Genomic DNA, 21,832 nt, shown 5'->3' with positions numbered 1-21,832 from the left:
CTCGCCGCTCATTCCTGCTGCTCGCTGGCGCTCGCACCAGGCCGGCTGGCTCGCTTCGCTCGCCCGTTGACCTTTGACCGGTGACCGGTGACCGGTGACCGGATCAGTGTCGCGCGGTGCGGACAGGCGCGGCGCGGTGGCGGATGCCCTCGAGGATGAGGGACAGGCCGAGGTCGAACGAGGCGGTGTCCGCGCGGCCCAGCGGATCGGCGTCGATCGCACCGGCGGTGTTGGCCTGCCGGTGGGTCTGCTCGTCCGACACGTGACCGAAGACGAAGTGCAGCACCGTCATGGCGGCGGTCCGCGCGAACGCCTCGTCGAAGCCCGCCGCCTCGATCGCGGACGCCAGGGGCGCCGCCGGGGAGCGGACGCCCAGCCCGAACGCGTGCACCGTGGCGACGAGCTCGGCACCGTCGCGGTAGGCGAGCATCGCGTCACGGAGCTCGCGGCTGAGGGCGACGACCCGGTCGTCCCACGCCGTGTCGGGCGCATCGGGGCGCGCACCACGCTCGAGCACCTCGTCGGCGACCGCGGCCAGGAGCTCCTGCTTGCTGCCGAAGTGGTGGTAGAGCGCCGAGGGCTGCAGGCCCAGCTCGGAGGCGATCCGGCGCATCGACAGGTCCGCCAGCCCGTACTGGTCGAGCACGCCGACGGCCCGCTCGACGATGTCGGTGCGGTGGTAGCGCATGGATCCTCCGAGGACGTCACATTGACAGCGCGGACAGCCTATACGTAACCTGAACGCCGTTCACCTGAGCACCGTTCAGGTGGCGTCTCCCCTCCTCGCAGGAGCACGATCATGAGCATGACCACCCGCACGCGCCGGCCCGCGTCGATCGGCACGACCGACCTCGCGCTCATCGCAACGTTCGCGGCCCTCATCGCGGTCTGTGCCCAGCTCACGGTCGGCTCGCTCAACGTGCCGTTCACGCTGCAGATGTTCGCGATCTTCCTCGCCGGCTCCGTCCTCGGCGCCGTACGAGGGTTCCTCACGGTGCTGCTCTACCTCGCGGTCGGCACCGCCGGGCTGCCGGTCTTCGCGCAGGGTGCGGCCGGGCCGGCCGTGTGGGCCGGCCAGACCGCGGGCTACCTCGCCGCGTTCCCGTTCGCCGCCCTGCTCGTGGGGCTCGTCGCGCACCGGGTCGCCCGTCGCAACCCGGCCTCGTTCGTCGCCGTCGTGTCCGTCGCCGCCGCCATCGTCACGATCGCGGTCGTCGGGACGCTCGGCACGCTCGGCATGGCGCTCAAGCTCGACGTGAGCCTGCCCGTCGCGTGGGGGTATGCAACCCCCTTCTTCCTCGCCGACATCGTCAAGGGCGTGCTGGCCGCGGTCGTCGCGGCGGCCGTCCTGCGCGCCTTCCCGCAGCTGGCCGCACGACGGTGACCGCGCCGCCGATCATCGAGCTCCACGAGGCGGCCGTCTCGGTGCAGGCACCGGGCGGTGAGCTGCCGCTGCTGCACCCCACGACGCTGTCCCTGACCGAGCACCGGGTCGCGGTCATCGGCAGCAACGGCTCCGGCAAGTCCACGCTCGCCCGCCTGCTCAACGGCCTGGTCGAGCCGACGTCGGGACGGGTGACGATCGACGGTCTCGACACCGTCGAGGACGGCCCCCGTGTCCGGCGGGCGGTCGGGTTCGTGTTCACCAACCCCGACGCCCAGCTCGTGATGCCCACGTGCGCGGAGGACATCGCCCTGTCGCTGCGGCGCACGATCAAGGACAAGAAGGTCCGCCGCGCCCGCGCGCTCGAGATCCTGGCCGAGGTCGGGCTGGCCGACAAGGCCGACACGACCGTGCACGCCCTGTCCGGCGGGCAGAAGCAGATGCTGGCCCTGGCCGGCGTGCTGGCGACCGAGCCGAGGGTCCTGGTGGCCGACGAGCCGACGACGCTGCTCGACCTGCGCAACACGCAGATCGTCGCCGACCGCCTGTTCTCCCTCGACCAGCAGCTCGTCCTGGTCACCCACGACCTCGACCTCGCGCAGCGCTGCGACCGCGCGCTGGTGGTCGACGACGCCCGCATCGTCTGCGACGCCGCCCCCCATGAGGCGGTCGCGTTCTACCGGTCGCTGGTCGGCGCGTGATCGCGTCACCGCTCGGCGCGTACCGTCCGGGCACGACCCTGCTCCACCGCCTCCCGGCAGGACCGAAGCTCGGGCTCCTCGCGACGTACGGCGTCGTCACCGTGGTGGTGCGCGGGCCGTGGTCCGCGGTGGCGTTCCTGGCGTTCTCGCTGCTGCTGGTCGTGTGGTCCGGGCTGCCGGTACGACCGGTGCTGCGCGCGCTGCGGCCGCTGCTGCCGGTGGTCGTCCTGGTCACGGCGTTCCAGGTCTGGCAGCGCGGGTGGCCGACCGCCGTCCACGTCGTGGGCGATCTCCTGGCGCTGGTGATCGCGGCGCTCGTGTTCACCGGCACGACCCGCATCGACGCGATGCTGGACGCCATCACCCGGGGGCTCGGTCCGTTCCGCCGTGTCGGCGTGAATCCCGAGAAGGTGGCGCTCGCGTTCTCGCTCATGATCCGCGCCATCCCCGGCATCCTCGACATCGCGCACGAGACCCGCGCCGCCGCGAAGGCCCGCGGCCTCGAGCGCAGCCCCCGGGCTCTCCTCGTCCCCATGGCGATCCGCACCGTCGCGCAGGCGTACGACACCGGCGCGGCGCTGCATGCACGCGGCATCGGCGACGACTGACCACCTGGGACGTCATCCCGCGCGTGGCTCGCACGCCGCGTCCGGGATGACGTCCCGGGGGATCGCGGTAGCGTCGGGCGATGGACAACCTGCTGACCGCGATCGTCGCGGGCATCGCCCTGGTCGCGATCGCCGCGTTCGCCCGCTGGTGGCTGCTGTCCCGCCGACCCAGCCTCGGCACGCCGGAGGACCGGGCGACGTACGAGACCCTGCACACGACTGCGCTCGCCGCCCCGGCCCTGCGGCGGGGGCTCGACGCGGAGAGCGCGGCCAGCGCCCTGCCCCACCTCCGGACGCTGCTCGGCACCAGGACGGTCGCGATCACCGACACGGTCGAGCCCCTGGCCTGGCACGGACCGGGTGGACCGGACGACGTCGCCGACCTCATGTCCGCGGCGATCGGCAGCGGCACGACCCAGGCGTCGGGCCAGGCCATCGTGGCGCCGCTCGCGGTCGAGGGCCAGGTCGTCGGCAGCGTGGTCGTGATGAGCGAGGACGCCTCCGCGGGCCTGGCACGGGCGACGACCGAGGTCGCGCGGTGGATGTCCTCCCAGCTCGAGCTGGCCGAGCTCGCGACGTCCCGCACCGCACTGATGGAGGCTGAGCTGCGCGCGCTGCGGGCGCAGATCTCCCCGCACTTCATCTACAACTCGCTCGGCGCGATCGCCTCGTTCGTCCGCACGGATCCCGAGCGGGCGCGCGAGCTGCTCCTCGAGTTCGCCGACTTCACCCGTTACTCCTTCCGCCAGCACGGCGAGTTCACGACCCTCGCCGAGGAGCTGCGCTCGATCGAGCGCTACCTCGTCCTGGAGAAGGCGCGGTTCGGCGACCGGCTGCGCATCGTGACCCGCGTGGCACCGGAGGTCCTCAGCGTCACCCTGCCGTTCCTGTCGGTCCAGCCGCTGGTCGAGAACGCGGTGCGCCACGGCCTGGAGAGCAAGGCCGGCGAGGGCACGATCACCGTCACGGCCCACGACGCGGGGACCGAGTGCCTCATCACGATCGAGGACGACGGCGCCGGCGTCGAGCCCGAGATCGTCCGGGCGGCCCTGTCCGGCCGCAACCCCAGCGCATCGGTGGGCCTGGCCAACGTCGACGAGCGCATGCGCACGGTCTACGGCAACGCGTACGGCATCGTGGTCGAGACCGCGCCGGGCTTCGGCACCAAGGTGTCCCTGCGGATCCCCAAGTTCTCCCCCGCGGTCGACCCCGTGGGCTGACCCGGGGGTTGTGGCGCGGGTCACGCTCGGCGAGGATCGCTGCATGTCCGCCGGTCTGCGCTCCCTGGTCGTCGATGACGAGCAGCCTGTCCTCGACGAGCTCGTCTGGCTGCTCGAGCGCGACGACCGCATCGCCTCGGTGCAGGCGACGCGCAGCGGGACCGACGCCCTGCGCGTCCTGGAGCAGGGCGGCGTCGACGTGGTGTTCCTCGACGTGGCGATGCCGGGGCTGAGCGGCCTCGACATCGCCCGCCTCCTCGGCCGGTTCCGCGACGCCCCCCGCATCGTGTTCGTGACCGCCCACGAGGCGCACGCGGTCGAGGCGTTCGAGATGAACGCGGTGGACTACCTGCTCAAGCCCATCCGCGAGGAGCGGCTGCGCGAGAGCGTGCGCCGCGCGTGCGTCGAGGGCACCGACACGGCGGACACCGGCGACGACCGGATCGCGGTCGAGCTCGGCGGCGTCACCCGGTTCGTCTCCCGGGCCTCGGTCGCGTACGTCGAGGCCCAGGGCGACTACGTGCGCCTGCACGTCGACGACGGCGGCAGCCACCTCGTCCGCACCCCGCTCGGGGTGCTCGCGGACGACTGGGCCGACGCCGGCTTCGTCCGGGTGCACCGCAGCCTCGTCGTGAACCTCGCCCGCGTCCGCGAGGTACGCATGCAGGCCGGCCGGTGCAGCGTCGTCGTGGCGGTGGGCGAGGACCGGGTCGAGCTGCAGGTCGCCCGGCGCCACACCAGGACCCTGCGCGACCTCATCCACGAACGCGCGCTGTGAGCGACGGACCGGACGACCGGACCGGGCCCACCGGTCGGGTCCGCGTCACGAGCCCGCTCACGACCGCCTCGACCCACGTGCGCCGCAGCGTCCGGCAGGAGATCGACGAGTCCACCGGGGTCGGCGAGATCTACATGCGCTCCCTGATCAGGTCGCAGCTGCGGGCGGCGATCACCGTCGCGGTGACGCTGCTGCTGTCGATCGGCGCGCTCCCGCTGGTGTTCCTGACCTTCGACGCCGTCACCGACGCGACGGTCCTGGGCGTCCCGCTGCCGTGGATCGTCCTGGGCGTCCTGGTCTACCCGTTCCTGTTCACGATCGGCTGGCTGTACATCCGCCAGGCCGAGCGCGCCGAGCGCGACTTCGCCGCCCTCGTCGAGCCGGGGAGCGACGACCCGTGAGCTCGACGTACGGGATCGTGGCGGTGGCCCTGGTCGCCGTGGCCACGCTCGGCATCGGGGCGTTCGGGCTGCGGTTCAGCCGGACGACGAGCGACTTCTACGTGGCCTCGCGCTCGGTCAGCCCGGTCCTCAACAGCTCGGCGATCGGTGGCGAGTACCTGTCCGCCGCGTCCTTCCTGGGCATCGCCGGCCTCGTGCTGGCGTTCGGCGCCGACATGCTCTGGTACCCGATCGGCTGGACCACCGGCTACCTGCTGCTGCTCGTGCTCGTCGCGGCACCGCTGCGCCGGTCGGGGGCGTACACGATCCCCGACTTCGCCCAGGTGCGGCTGCAGTCCGACGCCGTGCGCCGGGTGGCGAGCCTGCTCGTCGTCGCGGTGGGCTGGCTGTACCTGATGCCCCAGTTCCAGGGCGCGGGGCTTACCCTGCGGACCGTCACCGGGGCGCCGACGTGGGTCGGGACGGTCGTGGTCGCCGCGATCGTGGTCGTGAACGTCGTGTCCGGAGGGATGCGCAGCATCACCTTCGTGCAGGCGTTCCAGTACTGGCTCAAGCTCACGGCCCTGATGGTCCCGCTGTTCTTCCTGGTCCACGCGTGGGACGACGACGGACGCCCCTCCCCCGCCGCACCGGGCAGCTGGTTCGAGCCGTTGACGCAGAACGGCGGGACGGGCCTGTACCTGACGTACTCGGTCATGATCGCGACGTTCCTCGGCACGATGGGACTGCCCCACGTCGTCGTCCGGTTCTACACGAACCCCGACGGCCACGCCGCCCGCCGGACCACCCTGCTCGTGCTGGCGCTGCTCGGCGTGTTCTACCTGCTGCCGACCGTCTACGGGGTGCTGGGCCGGGTGTACGCCGGCGACCTGGTCTCGTCCGGCCGCACCGACACGGTGGTGCTCGAGCTGCCCGGCCGGATGATCGGTGGGACGACGGGCGAGGTGCTGGCCGCGCTGCTGACCGCCGGCGCGTTCGCGGCGTTCCTGTCGACCTCGTCTGGACTGACGATGTCGATCGCCGGCGTCGTCGGCCAGGGACTCGCCCGCGGCCGCATCTCGACCATCACCGCCCTGCGGCTCGCGGCGGTGGGCTGCGTCGTGGTCCCCCTGGTGCTGGCCCTGTCCGCCCAGCGGATCTCGGTCGCCAACTCGGTCACGTTCGCCTTCGCCCTGGCGGCGTCCACGTTCTGCCCGCTCCTCGTGCTGGGGATCTGGTGGCGCGGGCTGACCGCTGCCGGTGCCATCGCGGGGCTCGTCGGCGGCGGCCTCTGCGCGGGGGTCGCGCCGGTCCTGACCATCGCGACGAGCCCCGAGGGGTGGTTCGGGGTGCTGATGAGCCAGCCCGCGGCGTGGTCGGTGCCCGTCGGCTTCGGCCTGATGCTCGGGGTGTCGCTGGCCACGCGCGGGTCGGTGCCGGCCAACGTGTCCCGCACGATGGTGCGGCTCCACACCCCCGAGCGGCTGGACGTCGACCGCCGGTTCTGACGCGGACGACCACGAGGCGACCGTTCGTCCCGCCGATGCGACCGCTCGTCGCGCCCGGGTGACCGTCCGCCGCACCGCGTCGCCCCGTTCGTCGCAGAGCCGGCCGAGTGATCTGGCTCACACGGGTCGAAGGACCCTACCTTCGGGTCAGGTGGTGCGCCCCGCGCCCCTGCCCCTTTCACGGACGAGGTGACTCACGGTGACCGAGAAGATCTCCACGCAGGCCCAGGAGGCCTACGAACGCATCCATGCGTCGGACGACTTCGCCGAGCTCAAGCGCTCGTACCTGCGATTCGTCGTCCCGCTCACGATCGCCTTCATGGCCTGGTACCTGCTGTACGTCCTGGCCTCGAACTACGCGAACGACTTCATGGGCCACGTCCTGTTCGGCAACATCAACGTCGCCCTCGTCTTCGGCCTGCTGCAGTTCGTGACGACGTTCGGCATCGCGATCTGGTACGCGATGTTCGCCGCCCGTCGCATGGACCCGATCGCGGACCGGCTCCGCGAGGAGTACGAGCAGGAGATCGAGCGATGAGCACCACCGCCACCGTGCTGCGCGCCGCCACCGACGACGACAGCAACCAGCTCCTGACCGGCTCCCTGTTCGTGGTGATCGTGCTGATCACCGTCGCGATCACCTTCTGGGCCAGCCGCAACACCAGGACCGCAGCGGACTACTACGCAGGCGGCCGCAGCTTCTCCGGCGCCCAGAACGGCTTCGCGGTCGCCGGCGACTACATGTCGGCCGCCTCGTTCCTCGGCATCTCCGGTGCGATCGCGCTGTCCGGCTACGACGGCTTCCTCTACTCGATCGGCTTCCTCGTCGCCTGGCTCGTGGCGCTCCTGCTCGTCGCGGAGCTGCTGCGCAACTCCGGCCGGTTCACGATGGCCGACCAGCTCGCGTTCCGCATGCAGCAGCGGCCCGTGCGCACCGCGGCGGCGACCTCGACCGTCGTGGTGTCGATCTTCTACCTGCTGGCCCAGATGGTCGGCGCCGGCGCCCTGGTGGCGCTGCTGCTGGGCGTCTCGCCCGACAACGACACCGCGAAGAACCTCACGATCGCCCTCGTCGGCGCCCTCATGATCTTCTACGTCGTGGTCGGCGGCATGAAGGGCACGACCTGGGTGCAGATCGTCAAGGCCGTCCTGCTGATGGTCGGCACGGTGCTCATCACGGTCCTGGTGCTCGCGAAGTTCGACTTCAACATCAGCGACATGCTCGGCACCGCGGCCGAGGAGAGCGGCGCGGGCCGGGCGTTCCTCGAGCCGGGCCTCAAGTACGGCGTGTCGACCGAGGCGAAGATCGACTTCATCTCGCTGGGCCTCGCGCTCGTCCTGGGCACGGCCGGGCTGCCGCACATCCTGATCCGCTTCTACACGGTCCCGACCGCCCGCCAGGCACGCAAGTCCGTCCTCTGGGCGATCGGCCTGATCGGTGCGTTCTACCTGATGACGCTCGTCCTCGGCTTCGGCGCCGCGGCCCTGGTCAAGGGCGACAAGAAGCAGGACATCGTCGACTCCGGCGGCAACCTCGCCTCGCCGTTGCTGGCCGAGGCGGTCGGAGGTGGTTCCGGGTCGACCGGCGGCGCGGTGCTGCTGGCGCTGATCTCGGCGGTCGCGTTCGCGACGATCCTCGCGGTGGTCGCGGGGCTGACCCTGACCTCGGCGTCGTCCGTCGCCCACGACCTGTACGCGAACGTCTGGAAGAAGGACAAGGTCACCGAGAAGCAGGAGGTCAAGGTCGCCCGCATCGCGGCGTTCGTGATCGGCGGTGTGGCGATCGCGCTGTCGATCCCCGCGCAGAAGCTGAACATCGCGTTCCTCGTGGCGCTGGCGTTCGCGGTCGCTGCGTCGGCCAACCTGCCGTCGCTGCTCTACAACCTGTTCTGGCGCCGGTTCAACACCCGCGGCGCCGTGTGGAGCATCTACGGCGGGCTGATCTCGTGCGTCGGCCTGGTGATCTTCTCGCCGGTCGTGTCCGGATCGGAGACGGCGATGATCACCGGCGCGGACTTCAGCTGGTTCCCGCTGGCCAACCCCGGCATCATCTCGATCCCGCTCGGGTTCTTCTTCGGCTGGCTCGGCACCGTGACGGCCCGCGACGCGGACGCCGAGGCGCGCTACGTCGAGCTGGACGTCCGGTCGATGACCGGCGCCGGGTCCGAGAAGTGATCCCGGACGTCATCCCGTGCGGGCGCTGTGCGGTGCGCGCGGGATGACGTCGTGCCGGGACTCAGGGCAGGAGGCCGTGGCGGCGCGCAGCCGCCACGGCCTCGTGCCGCGACCGGGCGCCGAGCCGGGCCATCGCGCTGCGCAGATAGCTCTTGACCGTCTCGGGACCCAGACCCAGCCGGTCGGCGATCTCGCTGTTGCGGCACCCGGCCGCCACGAGGGAGACGACGTCGAGCTGCCGTGCGGTCAGCGTGACCTCGCCGGGCACGTCGCGCGCCAGCAACGCCTCGAGGCGCTCGCGGGTGCGGGGGTCCGCGGTCTCGCGGGCGATGACCCGCATCTGCGCGTACGCCTCCCGCAGACGCTGCAGCTCGGCGGTCTCGGGACCGGCCGCGGCGACGGACTCGCTCAGGCGTACGCGCCGGTCGACCTCGTCGCGGACCTCCAGCTCGCCGGAGACCTTGCGGGCCTCGGCGACCAGTGCCTCGAGCGCCGTCTCGGGCAGCTGTTCGCTCCCCCGGGTGCCGGCGTAGAGCAGCCCCCGGACGTCGTCGCGCACCACGATCGGCACGACGGCCAGGAACGTGACCCGCTCGCCCAGGATCTGCCGGTCGTACTCGTGCGTGATGTCCAGCGACGTCCCGTAGTCGCGGACGTACGCCGGCCGCCGGCTCACCCACGTCTTGCCACCGAGACCGAGCGACGGCTTGATCGTGATCGTGGACAGGTCGCTGGTGACCTCGCCCAGCGCCAGCCTCACCGGGACGCCCTGGTCGTCGCGCAGGCCGCCGAAGACCAGCGGCACCTCCCAGTCGCGGCGCAGGCGGGCCGCTGCGGCACGCAGCAGGTCGAGGTCGTCGGGACGTACGTCGACCGTCACCGCGTACCCCCTTCCGGGGCTAGACCATCGGCTTCCACCACCCCACGATGTGGGGTAGACCACAGAGTGTGCCACGGGCGCGACGAAGCGCCCGGCCCGTGCCGGACCGCGAGCACCAGGAGATGACATGACCGAGCAGAACATCAGCCACCTGTCCCGCGAGGAGCGGACGTTCGACCCGCCCGCGGAGCTCGCGGCGAACGCGAACGTCAAGGCCGACGTGTACGAGACTGCGGCCGCCGACCCCGTCGCGTTCTGGGGCGAGCAGGCGAAGCGGCTCGACTGGGGCACGCCGTTCACCGACGTGCTGGACTGGTCCAACGCCCCGTTCGCGCAGTGGTTCGTCGGCGGAAAGCTGAACGCCGCGTACAACTGCGTCGACCGTCACGTCGAGGCCGGCAACGGCGACAGGGTCGCGCTGCACTTCGTCGGTGAGCCCGAGGGCGACACCCGTGACATCACGTACGCCGAGCTCAAGGACCTCGTCTCGCAGGCCGCGAACGCCCTGATCGACCTGGGCGTGCAGACCGGCGACCGGGTCGCGATCTACCTGCCGATGATCCCCGAGGCTGTCGTCGCGATGCTGGCCTGCGCCCGTCTCGGCGCACCGCACACCGTCGTCTTCGGCGGCTTCTCCGCGGACGCGCTGTCGAGCCGCATCCTGGACTGCGACGCCAAGGTCGTCATCACCGCGGACGGCGGGTTCCGCCGCGGCGCCCCGTCCGCCCTGAAGCCGGCCGTCGACGAGGCGCTCACCAAGTGCCCCGACGTCACGGGCGTCCTCGTGGTCCGGCGCACCGGCCAGGACGTGGAGTGGACCGAGGGTCGCGACGTCTGGTGGCACGACACCGTCGACCAGGCCTCGACCGAGCACACGCCGGAGATGTTCGACGCCGAGCACCCGCTGTACGTCATGTACACGTCCGGCACGACCGGCTCCCCCAAGGGCATCCTGCACACCACCGGCGGCTACCTCGTGCAGTCGGCCTGGACGTTCTGGGCGGTGTTCGACCACAAGCCCGACGACGTCTACTGGTGCACCGCCGACGTCGGCTGGGTGACCGGCCACTCCTACATCGTCTACGGGCCGCTCGCGAACGGCGCGACGCAGGTCCTCTACGAGGGCACGCCCGACACCCCCCACAAGGGGCGCTGGTGGGAGATCATCCAGGACTACAAGGTCTCGCTGTTCTACACGGCCCCGACCGCGATCCGTACCTGCATGAAGTGGGGCGGTGAGATCCCGGCGAAGTTCGACCTGTCCAGCCTGCGGATCCTCGGCTCGGTCGGCGAGTCCATCAACCCCGAGGCGTACATCTGGTACCGCGAGAACATCGGCGGCGGCCGCACCCCGATCGTCGACACCTGGTGGCAGACCGAGACCGGCGCCCACATGATCAGCCCGCTGCCCGGGGTCACGTCCGGCAAGCCCGGCTCCGCGATGACCGCGATCCCCGGCATCTCGGCCGAGGTCGTCGACGACGCGGGCAACCCGGTCGAGAACGGTGAGGGCGGCTACCTCGTCATCACCCAGCCGTGGCCGTCGATGCTCCGGACCATCTGGGGCGACGACGACCGCTACAAGGAGACCTACTGGTCGCGCTGGCCGCAGTACTACTTCGCCGGCGACGGCGCCCGCAAGGACGAGGACGGCGCGATCTGGCTGCTCGGCCGGGTCGACGACGTCATGAACGTGTCAGGGCACCGGCTCTCGACGACCGAGATCGAGTCCGCGCTCGTGTCGCACCCGAAGGTCGCCGAGGCGGCGGTCGTGGGCGCCACGGACGACACGACGGGCCAGGCGGTCGTCGCGTTCGTCATCCTGCGTGAGTCCGCGGGCGATGGCGGCACGGAGGTGATCACCGAGCTGCGCACGCACGTCGGCAAGGAGATCGGCCCCATCGCGAAGCCCCGGCAGATCATGGTCGTCCCCGAGCTGCCCAAGACCCGTTCGGGCAAGATCATGCGGCGGCTGCTGAGGGACGTCGCGGAGAACCGCGAGGTCGGCAACACCACGACGCTCGCCGACTCCGGCGTCATGGACCTCATCACCAGCGGCATGAAGACCGCCAAGGACGAGGACTAGCCGCCCGGGGGCCGCGATCGTCGGTGTCCACGGACGCTGACCTGCGCACAACCGCGGAACGCTTGTAGGCTCGCCTCCATGAGCTCCCCGGAAGACCCGACGATCGGTCGGCTCGTTGCCGATGCCAGCCGTGACATCTCCGCCCTGGTGCAGGCCGAGATCCAGCTCGCCAAGAGCGAGCTCAAGTTCAGCGCGAAGGCCGGCGGCGTCGGCGCGGCGATGATTGCCGTGGCAGGCTTCTTCGGCCTGCTCATCATCATCCTGCTGTCGATCGCCTTCGCGTACTTCCTGACCTGGACGGGCCTGGACCCCGCGTGGGCGTTCCTCATCGTCGCAGGCGTGTACCTCCTGCTCGCGGCCGTCCTCATCCTCGTGGGCGTCAAGATGCTCAAGAAGATCCGGGCCCCCGAGAAGACGATCGCGACCGCCCGGGAGATCCCCGCGGCACTCAAGGGCCGGACGAGCTAGGGCCGGCGCGCCACCACGGCGACGACCGCACCGACGACCACGGCCGCGGCCCCGCCGATCGCGAGCCACTCCAGCCAGTCGGCCAGCGAGTCGGACGCGCGGTCCACGAGCAGCCGCTGCACGGTGCGCCCGAACGCGTTCTGCTCCTGGACCTCGTCGAGGAGCCGGGGCGTCACGACCGACGTGGCGAAGCGGTCGACCCCGGCGACGACGAGCGCTCCGACCCCGAGACCTGCGAGGGCCAGCGGGCGGCTCCGCGCCGAGAGCAGCGACGTCACCCCGGCCACGACGACGACCAGGAGGCCCAGCAGCCCGAAGGTCGTGGACTGCGAGACGCGTTGCAGCTCGGCGCGCTCCGACGCCGACCCCACCTGGACGGTGAGGCCGTCAGGGACGCGCAGCCTCACCGGGATGCCGTCGCCCACCCGGTCCACGACGAACTGGGCCATGGGGCTGACGTCGACGGTCAGCGGCTCGGTGCCGTCCTGGAACGCCGACCGGTGGAAGCTGCGCTGGGTCGCCTCCCAGGCCTCGACGAACCCCGGCTGGTTGGACGTCTGCCGCGCAGCCGTCGTGAGCGCGGACGCCGCGACGTCCTGCAGACGCCGCGGCAGCACACCGCGCTGCACGTAGTCCTCGGCCAGGTAGTCCGCGAACGCGGCCTGGAGCTGGTCGTCCATCGCCAGCCGGCTGCTGAACTCAACGTAGCCGTCCTCGTCAGCGACGTGGGCGGAGACCCACAGCAGCGGCACGGTCACGATGCCGGCGAGCACTGCGACGAGCCACGCGACGACGGACGAGAAGGACCTCATCAGGCACACTCCCCCGTGGAGACCGGCTGGGTGGCGGCGGCGCCCTTGCGCGCGTCGGCCGCGACCTGGTCGGCCGTGAGGGCGTACCCCGTGGACTTGTCGGAGACCGAGGCCGCGAAGATCACGCCGAGCACCGACCCGTCCGTGGACACGAGCGGTCCGCCGGAGTTGCCCGAGCGGACGAGGCCACGGACCGAGTACGTCTCGCGCACGACCTGGCCGCGGTCGTAGATGTCGGGGCTGCGCAGACGGATCTCGCTGCGGATGCGTGCGGCCCTGGCGTCGAACGGCCCGTTCTGCGGGAAGCCCAGGATCGCCGCCGACTGGCCGGCCTTGCCGCGGGTGTCGAACCTCAGCGGCCGCAGGCCGAGACCGTCCACGGCGAGCACCGCGACGTCGAGCTCGCGGTCGAACAGCACGACCCGTGCCGGCACCCGCCGGTCGTCCAGGACGACCGAGGGCGTGTCGACCCCGGCGACCACGTGCGCGTTCGTCATGATGCGGCCGTCGGCGTACGCGAAGCCCGATCCCTCGATGCCCCGGTCGCACTTCGCCTGCCCGAGGATCTTCACGACGCTCTCGCGCGCCCTCTGCACACCCGGGCGCGCGAGCGTCGCGCTGTCGGGCGCACGGACCTCGGTGATGTCCTCGCTCTCGAACGGGTCGATGTAGCGGGGGAAGAGGTTGGAGTCGAGGACCTCGTTGAACGACCGCAGCACCGAGGTCGCCCGGGCCGGCATGACGCCGTCCACCCGTTCGAGGATCGAGGAGTCCCGCGAGGCGGTCGACAGGTACGGGATCGACGTCCCGCTGACCGAGTAGCCCAGCGCCCACGCGGCACACAGCACCGCGACCATGCTGAGGGCGCTGCCGGCGACCGCGTCGACCCAGCGCAGCGGACGCCAGGTGAGCGTGTCGCGCACGCCGCTGCCCACGAACGTCCCGATCGCCTGCCCGATGGCCGCAGCGCCGATCACGAGGCCCAGCGCGAGCAGGGAGCTGGACAGGGTGGGCGTGCCACCGGACAGGATCCTCGGCACGACCGCCAGGGCGACCAGGCCGCCGACCAGGAGGCCGATCGTCGCGACCAGGTTGACCACGAACCCCTGGACGTACCCCGAGATCGCGTACGCGACGAGGATGACCAGGATGATCAGGTCGAAGGAGTTCATCGCGCCGGCAGATCGGGAAGTGGCCGGGTCACGCTGTCGTCCCACGGCTGCTCCCAGCCGAGCCGCTCGAACAGTCGCGAGATGACGCCCGCGGTGAAGCCCCACAGCGGCATCGGGGTGCCGACCTCGAACGCCGGGCCCATCCACCCCGAGGTGTGCCGGACGCTGAACCGGTTGGCCGGGTCGACCAGGCTGCGGATCGGCTGGTGGATGACGGTGACGACCTCCTGGTCGCTGACCGGGTCCAGCGGCCGCGGCTCGCGCCAGTAGCCGAGCACCGGCGTCACGGCGAAGTTGCTCGGCGGGAGCCACAACGTCGGGAGGGTGCCGAAGACCTCGACCGTGGCCGGGTCCACCCCGACCTCCTCGTGCGCCTCACGCAGCGCGGTCGCCGCGGAGTCCGCGTCCTGGGGATCGGACTTCCCCCCGGGGAACGCGATCTGGCCCGGGTGGTTGCGCATCGTGCTCGCCCGCTCGGTCAGCAGCAGCTCGGGGCCCGCCTCGCCCTCGGAGAACAGCAGCAGGACCGCGGCGGGGCGCGCATCGGGCGGGACGCGCGGGAAATTCGGCGACAGCTGCGCCGCGTCGACCGACCCCGCGAGCTCCTCCAGCGGCCGGAGCCAGTCGGGCAGGCCGTCGGCCGTCATGGCGTCACTCCCAGGTGATCGTCGATCGCGGCCGTCAGCTCGGCATACGAACGGAACTCCTTGCGCTCCGTGGCGACCATTCTTCCCTGCGCGTCCACGAAGATCGTCTGCGGCAGGTTCGCGACCTTCAGCGCCGCGACCGTCTTCTGGTCACGATCCACGAGCTGGGGGTACGTCACCCCGGTCGCCCGCGCCAGCTCGATCGCGTCGTCGGGGGCGGGATCCTTGAAGTCGATGCCGATGAACCGGACCCTGTCGCCGTACGCCTCGTGCGCCCGCGCGAGCAGCGGCATCTCCTGGCGGCACGGGGCGCACCAGCTCGCCCACAGGTTGATGACCGTCGGCTTCCCGCCGAGCGTCGACAGGTCGACCGCCCGGCCGCCGCCGAGGCAGTCCAGCGTGATGTCCGGCAGGTCCGCGGCGCTGCTCGCCGGGGCGGGGCAGTCCTCGATGCCGGCGGCCTTCTTCGCGGCGCTCAGCTCGTCGGGGGCGAAGGTCGGGGCCGGTCCGCCGCCGAAGGTCGGCTTGGTGCTCTCGGGCTCGCTCGACGAGCACGCGGCCACCGCGAGCAGGGCGGCAACCGCCACCAGCACCCGGATCCTCATGCGGCTCCCTGGGTCGTGACGAGCGCGGCGGCCTCGACGGGGTCGGTCGGTCCGGTGCCGTAGGCGGGGCACCAGCGCGCGACCGGGCAGGCCCCGCAGGCCGGCTTCTTGGCGTGGCAGCGTCGGCGCCCGTGCCAGATCAGCCGGTGGCTGAGCATCGTCCAGTCCTTGCGGGGGAAGAGCGCGGCGACCGCGTGCTCGATCTTCACCGGGTCCTTCGCGATCTCCTCGGGCACCCACTCGAACCGCCGGACCAGCCGGGCGAAGTGGGTGTCGACCGTCAGCCCCGGGACGCCGAACGCATTGCCCAGCACCACGTTGGCCGTCTTGCGGCCCACCCCGGGCAGAGTCACCAGGTCGGCGAGGCGCGGGGGCACCTCACCGTCGTACCGCTCGACCAGCGCCGCGGACAGGCCGAGCAGGCTGTCGGTCTTGGCGCGGAAGAACCCGGTCGGCCGGATGATCTCCTCGAGCTCGACCCGGGGCGCGCCCGCCATCGCGGCCGGATCGGGGAACGCCGCGAACAGTGCCGGCGTGATCGCGTTGACCCGGCGATCGGTCGTCTGCGCGGACAGCACCGTCGCGACGAGCAGCTCGAACGGCGTGCGGAAGTCGAGCTCGGGACCGGCGTCGGGATACGTCTCGGCGAGCACGCGGTGCATCTTCCGGGCCCGGCGGACCAGCGCCGTGTCCGGTCGGTTCACGGTGGTCGGCACGTGCTCCAGAGTACGTGCCACGGCGCGCGGCTCGCGGTGAGACGCCCAGATGTGGGAAACTGCGCAAGGGTGCACACACTGTGACCCGAGCGACACGACCGATAGGAAGACCGTGACCGACGACGTTCTGCGCCAGGCACCGCTGTTCTCAGGCCTCGACGACGAGGCTGCCGAGGCGCTCGAGAGCTCGATGTCGTCGAGCTCGTTGCGCCGCGGGGAGATCCTGTTCAACGAGGGCGACGACGGCAACCAGCTGTACGTCGTCACGGACGGCAAGATGAAGCTCGGGCGCACCTCCCCCGACGGCCGCGAGAACCTCCTCGCGATCCTCGGACCGGGACAGATGTTCGGCGAGCTCTCGTTCTTCGACCCCGGACCCCGCTCCGCCACCGCGACCGCCGTCACCGACGTCGAGCTGAAGTCGCTCGGGCACGAGGCGCTCAGCCCCGTCCTGACCGCGCACCCCGACGTCGCCCACGCGCTGCTCAACCAGCTCGCCGGCCGCCTGCGTCGCACCAACGAGGTCGTCGGTGACCTCGTCTTCAGCGACGTCCCCGGCCGTGTCGCCAAGGCCCTGCTCGACCTCGCGTCGCGCTTCGGGCGCCGCGCCGACGACGGCATCCACGTCAACCACGACCTCACGCAGGAGGAGCTCGCCCAGCTGGTCGGCGCCTCCCGCGAGACGGTCAACAAGGCCCTCGCCGACTTCGCCTCCCGCGGCTGGCTGCGCCTGGAGCCCCGCAGCGTCGTGATCCTCGACCTCGAGCGCCTGCAGCGCCGCGCCCGCTGACCCCAGCCAAGATTCGGCGAGTTGAGCCCGCCACATGTCACGGTCCGTGAGATGTGGCGGGCTTTATCGTGCACACCGTGGACGTGCGCCGCGGTAACCACGTTCGGCGAGCGCGTTGTAGACCCGCCACGCCGTGGTCGGGCTAGCGCTTCAGGTAGTCCAGCTGGGCGGCGACGCTGAGCTCGGCGGCGGGCCACAGCGTCTCGTCGACGTCTCGGTAGACGGTCTCGACGACCTCGCGCGCGGTGGTGGCTCCGGCCTCGACCGCGGCACGCACCTGGTCCAGGCGATCCGCCCGGTGCTCGAGGTAGAAGTCGACGACCGCGGCCGGGTCCGTCACGACCGGGCCGTGGCCGGGCAGGATCTGCTGGACCACGCCCTCCTCCACGAGCTCACGGATGCGCGCGAGGGAGTCGAGGTACGGCCCCAGGACGCCGTCCGGGTGGGCGATGACGGTGGTGCCGCGCCCGAGGATCGTGTCGCCGCTGAGCAGGAGGTTCTCGGCACCGACCAGGAAGCACGCCGAGTCGGTCGTGTGCCCGGGAGTGGCCAGCACCTCGATCAGCAGCCCGTCGACGTCGATCGACTCGCCGTCCGCGAGGACGTCCGCATCCCGGGTGAACGTCGGGTCGATCGACCGCGTCGGCGCCCCGGTCAGCTCGACGATCCGCGCGAGCGCCTCGGTGTGGTCGAAGTGACGGTGCGTGAACAGCACCAGCCCGACCTCCCCCGCGGCAGCGAGGACGGCCTGCAGGTGCGCGTCGTCGGCCGGTCCCGGGTCCACGACGACCGACCGGGCCGCGCCCGGCTCCCGCAGGATCCAGGTGTTGGTGCCGTCGAGCGTCATGAGCCCGGGGTTCTCGGCGAGGACGTACGACGCACGGTCCGTGACGGTGACAGCGGTGGCGGTCATGCGGGCCCTCCGTGATTCGTCTCGAGGTACGGCTCGCCGTCGACCAGCACCAGCTCGGGCAGGACCGTGTGGATCGTCCGCTCGGCGGCTGCGGCGACGACCGTGCCGGCGGTCAGCTTCGAGATCTCCTGGCACGCGGTCACGGTGGGCGGCATCATCGCGGCCTCGCCGGCCTCGACGGTACGCAGGACCTCGCTCAGCGGCGCCCAGTCCGCACGATCGGCCTCGCGGCTCATGGTCCCGACCTGCTGACCCTCGGGCAGGGCCGCGACGAAGAACCGGGTGTCGTAGCGGCGGGGCTCGAACGCCGGGGTGATCCAGTGGGCCCACGCACCGAGCAGGTCGGCGCGCAGCACGAGCCCCTCACGGACCAGGAGGTCCGCGAACGCCAGCTCGCCCGCCTCGAGCGACTCACGGGCCGCCTGCATCGCGGCGCCGCTGGTGTCGGCGACGACAGTGCTCGCGTCGGGTCCGGCGAGCAGGATGCCGGTCTCCTCGAACGTCTCGCGCACCGCGGCGACGACGAGCCCGCGCGCCAGGTCCGGGTCGCAGTGGAACCGTCGGCCCCACTCGGCCGCGTCCGGGCCGACCCACGGCGTCTCGAGCTCGACGTCCGAGGCCGCCAGGCCCCCGCCCGGGAAGACGTACATGCCGGCGGCGAACGCCATGGAGGTCTGGCGCCGCATGAGGTACGCCTCGATGCCCTGCTCGCCGTCACGGACGACGACGATCGTGGCCGCGTCCCGCGGCACCGGCGGGACCTCGGGCGGGTTGGCGGCGTGCTCGCGCAGCCGCTCGGGCATCGGGATGCGTACGGTCATCGGACCTCGACGACCAGCTCGACCTCCACGGGAGCGTCCAGCGGCAGCACCGGCACGCCGACGGCGCTGCGGGCGTGCTGCCCGGCTTCGCCGAACGCGGCCCCGAACAGCTCGCTGGCACCGTTGGCGACGCCGGGCTGGCCGGTGAAGTCCGGCGTGCTCGCGACGAAGACCGTCGCCTTGACCACGCGGACGACCTCGTCGAGGTCCACCAGCGACTTGACCGCGGCGATCGCGTTCAGCGCGGACTGCCGTGCGCAGTCGTACGCGGTGTCGGCGCTGACCTCCCCGCCGACCTTGCCGGTGGCGAGCAGCTGACCGTCACGCAGCGGCAGCTGGCCGGACGTGAAGACGTGCGATCCCGATCGCACGGCGGGGACGTACACCGCCACCGGCGCCGGGACGGTCGGGACGGACAGCCCGAGCTCGCCCAGGCGGTCGTCGACGGCGCTCATCAGCCGACCGGGCGCTTGAAGTAGGCGACGAGGTTCTCCGGGTTCATGCCCGGAACGATCTGGACGAGCTCCCAGCCGTCCTGGCCGAAGTTGTCGAGGATCTGCTTCGTGGCGTGCACGAGGACCGGCGCGGTGAGGTACTCCCATTTCGTCATGCAGCGACTGTATCGCTGAGCGTCGTCCGCGCGCGCCCGGCGATAGCGGTCCCGGCCCGTCGGGCCGGCGACCGACGAGCGTTCTGCCGGGTCCTCGGTACGCTCGAACCGTGCCCCAATCCACTCCGCTCCATGTCGTCACCGGCAAGGGCGGCACCGGCAAGACGACCGTGGCCGCAGCCCTGGCCATGTCCCTCGCAGGCAAGGGCAAGAAGGTCCTGCTCTGCGAGGTCGAGGGACGCCAGGGCATCGCCCAGCTGTTCGACGTCCCGCCGCTGCCGTACGAGGAGCGCCAGATCGCCGTCGGCCTCGGCGGCGGTGAGGTCTACGCGCTCGCGATCGACCCGGAGTCCGCGCTGCTGGAGTACCTCGCGATGTACTACCGCCTCGGCCGCGCCGGCAAGGCCCTCGACAAGTTCGGGATCATCGACTTCGCGACCACCATCGCGCCGGGCGTGCGCGACGTCCTGCTGACCGGCAAGGTCTACGAGGCCGCGCGCCGCCGCGACGGCAAGAAGTTCTCGTACGACGCGGTGATCATGGACGCGCCGCCGACCGGACGCATCACCCGGTTCCTCAACGTGAACTCCGAGGTCGCCGGACTGGCGAAGGTCGGCCCGATCCGCCGCCAGGCCGACTCGATCATGGAGATGATGCGCTCGCCGCAGACGCACGTCCACCTCGTGACCGTGCTGGAGGAGATGCCGGTGCAGGAGACGATCGACGGTATCGCCGAGCTGACGTCCGAGCGGCTCCCGGTCGGTCACGTCATCCTCAACCTCGTGCGCCCCTCGCTCGTGTCGGCCGGCACCCGCGACGCCCTCCTGGACGGCAGCCTGACCGCGGCGCAGGTCGAGGCGTCGCTGGGCCGCGTCGGCCTGGAGCCGTCGGCGGCACCGGATCTCATCCAGGGCGGCCTCGCCCACCTGGAGCGCCAACGCCTGCAGGACGCGCAGCGCACCATCCTCCAGGAGTGCGGTGCGCCGCTCGTCGAGCTGCCCCTGCTCGGTGAGGGCGTCGACCTGGGCGCGCTGTTCGAGCTCGCCGAGCAGCTGGGAGGACTGGCATGACCGGCAAGGCACAGACGACCCCGTCGGCCAGGAGGGGACGCACCACCCCTCGCGGCGGCACCCGCACGACCGTGGCCGGCCGGCTCGACGTCGACGCGCTGCTCGACGACCCGACCACCCAGATCGTCGTGTGCTGCGGCTCCGGCGGCGTCGGCAAGACCACCTCGGCCGCGGCGCTCGCCCTCCGTGCGGCGGAGAAGGGCCGCACGGTCTGCGTCCTCACGATCGACCCCGCACGGCGCCTCGCGCAGTCGATGGGCCTGACCGAGCTGGACAACACCCCCCGTCCGGTCAAGGACGTGGACGATAGCCGCGGCGGCTCGCTCGACGCGATGATGCTCGACATGAAGCGGACGTTCGACGAGGTCGTCGAGCAGCACGCGACGCCGGAGAAGGCCCAGCAGATCCTGACCAACCCGTTCTACATCGCCCTGTCCAGCTCGTTCGCGGGCACGCAGGAGTACATGGCGATGGAGAAGCTCGGCCAGCTGCACGCGACCGGCCGCTGGGACCTCATCGTCGTCGACACCCCGCCGTCGCGGTCCGCACTGGACTTCCTCGACGCGCCGGACCGGCTGTCGTCCATGCTGGACGGCCGGTTCATCAAGCTGATGCTCGCGCCGGCGAAGGGCCCGGCCCGGCTCCTGAGCGCGGGCTTCGGCATCGTCACCAGCGCCCTCAACAAGGTGCTGGGCGCCCAGGTGCTCACCGACATGCAGACGTTCATCGCGGCGTTCGACACGCTGTTCGGCGGCTTCCGCCAGCGGGCCGAGGGCACGTACGCGCTGCTTCAGGCGGACGGCACCGCGTTCGTGGTCGTCGCGGCTCCCGAGCCGGCGGCGATGCGCGAGGCGTCCTACTTCGTCGAGCGCCTCGGCGGCGAGAACATGCCGCTGGCGGGCCTGGTGGTCAACCGGGTCCACGAGAACGGCGCCGACGGCATCAGCGCAGCCGACGCGGAGTCCGCAGGCCACCGGCTCGCGGCCGGCGACGAGGTCGACCGGATGACCGCCGAGCTGCTGGCGATCCACGCCGACCGGATGCGGGTGGACGCTCGCGAGTCCCACCTCAAGAAGCGGTTCAGCGCGGCGCACCCGGCGGTTCCGACGGTGTCGGTGGCCGCCCTGGCCGGTGACGTCCACGACCTGGACGGCCTGCGGAAGATCGGCGACCTGCTGAGCGGCACCGACCACAAGGCCTGACGGCCGATGGTCGTACGGACTAGACCGCGACCTGGAGGACGCTGCGCCAGGCGGTGACGTTCGGGCGACGACGCAGCAGCGCACGACGCTCACGCTCGGTCATGCCGCCCCAGACGCCCCACTCGATGCGGTTGTCGAGGGCCTCGGCGAGGCACTCGGCGCGGACGTGGCACGTCCCGCAGACCTGCTTCGCGCGGTTCTGCTCCGCACCCTTGACGAACAGGGCATCGGACTTGCCTCGACAGGCGGCTTCAGCCGCCCAGTTCTCATTCCACATTCTGTACCT

The 21,832-nt window shown here is 71.6% G+C and carries 26 protein-coding genes; 14 read left to right on the top strand and 12 right to left on the bottom strand.

Features of this window, described 5'->3' with window-relative positions:
• Positions 1-103: 103 nt before the first annotated feature.
• Positions 104-688 carry a TetR/AcrR family transcriptional regulator C-terminal domain-containing protein gene (locus C3E78_RS01475; RefSeq protein ID WP_108576641.1) on the bottom strand — a complete coding sequence of 195 codons (585 nt, stop codon included), beginning with the start codon at positions 686-688 and terminating at the stop codon, positions 104-106.
• A 117-nt stretch (positions 689-805) separates the two neighbouring features.
• On the opposite strand from C3E78_RS01475, the gene C3E78_RS01470 reads away from it, so the two are divergent.
• The 9 genes from C3E78_RS01470 to C3E78_RS01430 all read left to right on the top strand — a co-directional run bounded on the left by C3E78_RS01470 (position 806) and on the right by C3E78_RS01430 (position 8,754).
• Positions 806-1,384: a biotin transporter BioY gene (locus C3E78_RS01470; RefSeq protein ID WP_235833738.1), complete on the top strand. Its 579-nt coding sequence runs from the start codon at positions 806-808 to the stop codon at positions 1,382-1,384.
• Entirely contained in the window at positions 1,381-2,085 is a 705-nt protein-coding gene (locus C3E78_RS01465; RefSeq protein WP_235833737.1) for an energy-coupling factor ABC transporter ATP-binding protein, read from the top strand. The genes C3E78_RS01470 and C3E78_RS01465 overlap by 4 nt, the downstream gene beginning before the upstream one ends.
• Positions 2,082-2,693 carry an energy-coupling factor transporter transmembrane component T family protein gene (locus tag C3E78_RS01460; RefSeq protein ID WP_235833736.1) on the top strand — a complete coding sequence of 204 codons (612 nt, stop codon included), beginning with the start codon at positions 2,082-2,084 and terminating at the stop codon, positions 2,691-2,693. Before C3E78_RS01465 ends, C3E78_RS01460 begins: the two co-directional genes overlap by 4 nt.
• Before the next feature lie 80 nt (positions 2,694-2,773).
• Positions 2,774-3,913, top strand: coding sequence for a sensor histidine kinase (locus C3E78_RS01455; RefSeq protein WP_108576639.1), 1,140 nt, complete (start codon positions 2,774-2,776; stop codon positions 3,911-3,913).
• 43 nt (positions 3,914-3,956) lie between these two features.
• On the top strand, positions 3,957-4,691 hold the full coding sequence (locus C3E78_RS01450; protein ID WP_108576638.1) for a LytR/AlgR family response regulator transcription factor: 735 nt from the start codon (positions 3,957-3,959) through the stop codon (positions 4,689-4,691).
• Positions 4,688-5,092, top strand: coding sequence for a DUF485 domain-containing protein (locus C3E78_RS01445; RefSeq protein WP_108576637.1), 405 nt, complete (start codon positions 4,688-4,690; stop codon positions 5,090-5,092). Before C3E78_RS01450 ends, C3E78_RS01445 begins: the two co-directional genes overlap by 4 nt.
• Positions 5,089-6,579 carry a sodium/solute symporter gene (locus tag C3E78_RS01440; RefSeq protein WP_108576636.1) on the top strand — a complete coding sequence of 497 codons (1,491 nt, stop codon included), beginning with the start codon at positions 5,089-5,091 and terminating at the stop codon, positions 6,577-6,579. Before C3E78_RS01445 ends, C3E78_RS01440 begins: the two co-directional genes overlap by 4 nt.
• Before the next feature lie 199 nt (positions 6,580-6,778).
• A complete protein-coding gene (locus tag C3E78_RS18410) occupies positions 6,779-7,117 on the top strand; it encodes a DUF485 domain-containing protein (RefSeq protein WP_168217213.1) in 339 nt (112 codons plus the stop codon).
• On the top strand, positions 7,114-8,754 hold the full coding sequence (locus C3E78_RS01430; protein ID WP_108576635.1) for a solute symporter family protein: 1,641 nt from the start codon (positions 7,114-7,116) through the stop codon (positions 8,752-8,754). Before C3E78_RS18410 ends, C3E78_RS01430 begins: the two co-directional genes overlap by 4 nt.
• 61 nt (positions 8,755-8,815) lie before the next feature.
• Here C3E78_RS01430 and C3E78_RS01425 read toward each other — a convergent pair whose 3' ends face one another.
• A complete protein-coding gene (locus C3E78_RS01425; protein WP_108576634.1) occupies positions 8,816-9,634 on the bottom strand; it encodes a helix-turn-helix transcriptional regulator in 819 nt (272 codons plus the stop codon).
• Between the two features lie 127 nt (positions 9,635-9,761).
• Here C3E78_RS01425 and acs point away from each other — a divergent pair, with 127 nt between their 5' ends.
• Positions 9,762-11,720, top strand: a complete 1,959-nt coding sequence (acs, locus tag C3E78_RS01420; RefSeq protein ID WP_108576633.1) for an acetate--CoA ligase — start codon at positions 9,762-9,764, stop codon at positions 11,718-11,720.
• A 78-nt stretch (positions 11,721-11,798) separates the two neighbouring features.
• Positions 11,799-12,188, top strand: coding sequence for a phage holin family protein (locus C3E78_RS01415; RefSeq protein WP_108576632.1), 390 nt, complete (start codon positions 11,799-11,801; stop codon positions 12,186-12,188).
• On the opposite strand, the gene C3E78_RS01410 is transcribed toward C3E78_RS01415, so the two are convergent.
• Genes C3E78_RS01410 through nth form a run of 5 tightly spaced genes read right to left on the bottom strand, consistent with a single transcriptional unit; the run spans position 12,185 to position 16,086 of the window.
• Positions 12,185-13,000 (bottom strand): hypothetical protein, encoded by an 816-nt coding sequence (locus C3E78_RS01410; protein WP_108576631.1) that lies wholly within the window; start codon positions 12,998-13,000, stop codon positions 12,185-12,187. The genes C3E78_RS01415 and C3E78_RS01410 overlap by 4 nt on opposite strands.
• Positions 13,000-14,172 (bottom strand): MarP family serine protease, encoded by a 1,173-nt coding sequence (locus tag C3E78_RS01405; protein WP_108576630.1) that lies wholly within the window; start codon positions 14,170-14,172, stop codon positions 13,000-13,002. The genes C3E78_RS01410 and C3E78_RS01405 overlap by 1 nt, the downstream gene beginning before the upstream one ends.
• Positions 14,169-14,819 (bottom strand): NUDIX hydrolase, encoded by a 651-nt coding sequence (locus tag C3E78_RS01400; protein ID WP_108576629.1) that lies wholly within the window; start codon positions 14,817-14,819, stop codon positions 14,169-14,171. The genes C3E78_RS01405 and C3E78_RS01400 overlap by 4 nt, the downstream gene beginning before the upstream one ends.
• Positions 14,816-15,424: a TlpA family protein disulfide reductase gene (locus tag C3E78_RS01395; RefSeq protein WP_108576628.1), complete on the bottom strand. Its 609-nt coding sequence runs from the start codon at positions 15,422-15,424 to the stop codon at positions 14,816-14,818. The genes C3E78_RS01400 and C3E78_RS01395 overlap by 4 nt, the downstream gene beginning before the upstream one ends.
• On the bottom strand, positions 15,421-16,086 hold the full coding sequence (nth, locus tag C3E78_RS01390) for an endonuclease III (protein WP_108580696.1): 666 nt from the start codon (positions 16,084-16,086) through the stop codon (positions 15,421-15,423). The genes C3E78_RS01395 and nth overlap by 4 nt, the downstream gene beginning before the upstream one ends.
• A 166-nt stretch (positions 16,087-16,252) precedes the next feature.
• Here nth and C3E78_RS01385 point away from each other — a divergent pair, with 166 nt between their 5' ends.
• Entirely contained in the window at positions 16,253-16,930 is a 678-nt protein-coding gene (locus C3E78_RS01385) for a Crp/Fnr family transcriptional regulator (protein WP_108576627.1), read from the top strand.
• 142 nt (positions 16,931-17,072) lie between these two features.
• Here C3E78_RS01385 and C3E78_RS01380 read toward each other — a convergent pair whose 3' ends face one another.
• Genes C3E78_RS01380 through sp36 form a run of 4 tightly spaced genes read right to left on the bottom strand, consistent with a single transcriptional unit; the run spans position 17,073 to position 19,274 of the window.
• Positions 17,073-17,843, bottom strand: coding sequence for an MBL fold metallo-hydrolase (locus tag C3E78_RS01380; protein WP_108576626.1), 771 nt, complete (start codon positions 17,841-17,843; stop codon positions 17,073-17,075).
• Positions 17,840-18,664, bottom strand: a complete 825-nt coding sequence (locus C3E78_RS01375; protein ID WP_199906901.1) for an NUDIX hydrolase — start codon at positions 18,662-18,664, stop codon at positions 17,840-17,842. Before C3E78_RS01375 ends, C3E78_RS01380 begins: the two co-directional genes overlap by 4 nt.
• The gene (locus C3E78_RS01370; RefSeq protein ID WP_108576625.1) at positions 18,661-19,119 is read right to left on the bottom strand and encodes a RidA family protein; all 459 of its coding nucleotides are present in this window, start codon (positions 19,117-19,119) and stop codon (positions 18,661-18,663) included. The genes C3E78_RS01375 and C3E78_RS01370 overlap by 4 nt, the downstream gene beginning before the upstream one ends.
• Positions 19,119-19,274: a Sp36 family protein gene (gene sp36, locus C3E78_RS01365; RefSeq protein ID WP_108576624.1), complete on the bottom strand. Its 156-nt coding sequence runs from the start codon at positions 19,272-19,274 to the stop codon at positions 19,119-19,121. Before sp36 ends, C3E78_RS01370 begins: the two co-directional genes overlap by 1 nt.
• Before the next feature lie 110 nt (positions 19,275-19,384).
• Here sp36 and bagA point away from each other — a divergent pair, with 110 nt between their 5' ends.
• Both bagA and bagB read left to right on the top strand, forming a co-directional pair.
• Positions 19,385-20,344, top strand: a complete 960-nt coding sequence (gene bagA / locus C3E78_RS01360) for an ATPase BagA (RefSeq protein WP_108576623.1) — start codon at positions 19,385-19,387, stop codon at positions 20,342-20,344.
• The gene (bagB, locus tag C3E78_RS01355; protein WP_108576622.1) at positions 20,341-21,546 is read left to right on the top strand and encodes an ArsA family ATPase; all 1,206 of its coding nucleotides are present in this window, start codon (positions 20,341-20,343) and stop codon (positions 21,544-21,546) included. Before bagA ends, bagB begins: the two co-directional genes overlap by 4 nt.
• A gap of 19 nt (positions 21,547-21,565) precedes the next feature.
• Here bagB and C3E78_RS01350 read toward each other — a convergent pair whose 3' ends face one another.
• Entirely contained in the window at positions 21,566-21,823 is a 258-nt protein-coding gene (locus C3E78_RS01350) for a WhiB family transcriptional regulator (protein WP_108576621.1), read from the bottom strand.
• Positions 21,824-21,832: the final 9 nt, after the last annotated feature.

Origin of the sequence: Aeromicrobium chenweiae (assembly GCF_003065605.1) — a bacterium.
GTDB lineage: Bacteria > Actinomycetota > Actinomycetes > Propionibacteriales > Nocardioidaceae > Aeromicrobium > Aeromicrobium chenweiae.
The sequence above is the reverse complement of the archived record's forward strand: the minus strand, read 5'-3'. Positions and strand labels throughout refer to the sequence as shown.

Bases quoted from the DNA above. Each gene is read 5' to 3' on its own strand.
- C3E78_RS01350 (WP_108576621.1), bottom strand. From the start codon at position 21,823: ATGTGGAATGAGAACTGGGCGGCTGAAGCCGCCTGTCGAGGCAAGTCC.
- C3E78_RS01400 (WP_108576629.1), bottom strand. From the start codon at position 14,819: ATGACGGCCGACGGCCTGCCCGACTGGCTCCGGCCGCTGGAGGAGCTC.
- C3E78_RS01375 (WP_199906901.1), bottom strand. From the start codon at position 18,664: ATGACCGTACGCATCCCGATGCCCGAGCGGCTGCGCGAGCACGCCGCC.
- C3E78_RS01405 (WP_108576630.1), bottom strand. From the start codon at position 14,172: ATGAACTCCTTCGACCTGATCATCCTGGTCATCCTCGTCGCGTACGCG.
- C3E78_RS01450 (WP_108576638.1), top strand. From the start codon at position 3,957: ATGTCCGCCGGTCTGCGCTCCCTGGTCGTCGATGACGAGCAGCCTGTC.
- C3E78_RS01470 (WP_235833738.1), top strand. From the start codon at position 806: ATGACCACCCGCACGCGCCGGCCCGCGTCGATCGGCACGACCGACCTC.
- sp36 (WP_108576624.1), bottom strand. From the start codon at position 19,274: ATGACGAAATGGGAGTACCTCACCGCGCCGGTCCTCGTGCACGCCACG.
- C3E78_RS01410 (WP_108576631.1), bottom strand. From the start codon at position 13,000: ATGAGGTCCTTCTCGTCCGTCGTCGCGTGGCTCGTCGCAGTGCTCGCC.
- C3E78_RS01430 (WP_108576635.1), top strand. From the start codon at position 7,114: ATGAGCACCACCGCCACCGTGCTGCGCGCCGCCACCGACGACGACAGC.
- C3E78_RS01370 (WP_108576625.1), bottom strand. From the start codon at position 19,119: ATGAGCGCCGTCGACGACCGCCTGGGCGAGCTCGGGCTGTCCGTCCCG.
- C3E78_RS01380 (WP_108576626.1), bottom strand. From the start codon at position 17,843: ATGACCGCCACCGCTGTCACCGTCACGGACCGTGCGTCGTACGTCCTC.
- C3E78_RS01395 (WP_108576628.1), bottom strand. From the start codon at position 15,424: ATGAGGATCCGGGTGCTGGTGGCGGTTGCCGCCCTGCTCGCGGTGGCC.
- C3E78_RS01415 (WP_108576632.1), top strand. From the start codon at position 11,799: ATGAGCTCCCCGGAAGACCCGACGATCGGTCGGCTCGTTGCCGATGCC.
- C3E78_RS01475 (WP_108576641.1), bottom strand. From the start codon at position 688: ATGCGCTACCACCGCACCGACATCGTCGAGCGGGCCGTCGGCGTGCTC.
- nth (WP_108580696.1), bottom strand. From the start codon at position 16,086: ATGCACCGCGTGCTCGCCGAGACGTATCCCGACGCCGGTCCCGAGCTC.
- bagB (WP_108576622.1), top strand. From the start codon at position 20,341: ATGACCGGCAAGGCACAGACGACCCCGTCGGCCAGGAGGGGACGCACC.
- C3E78_RS01455 (WP_108576639.1), top strand. From the start codon at position 2,774: ATGGACAACCTGCTGACCGCGATCGTCGCGGGCATCGCCCTGGTCGCG.
- acs (WP_108576633.1), top strand. From the start codon at position 9,762: ATGACCGAGCAGAACATCAGCCACCTGTCCCGCGAGGAGCGGACGTTC.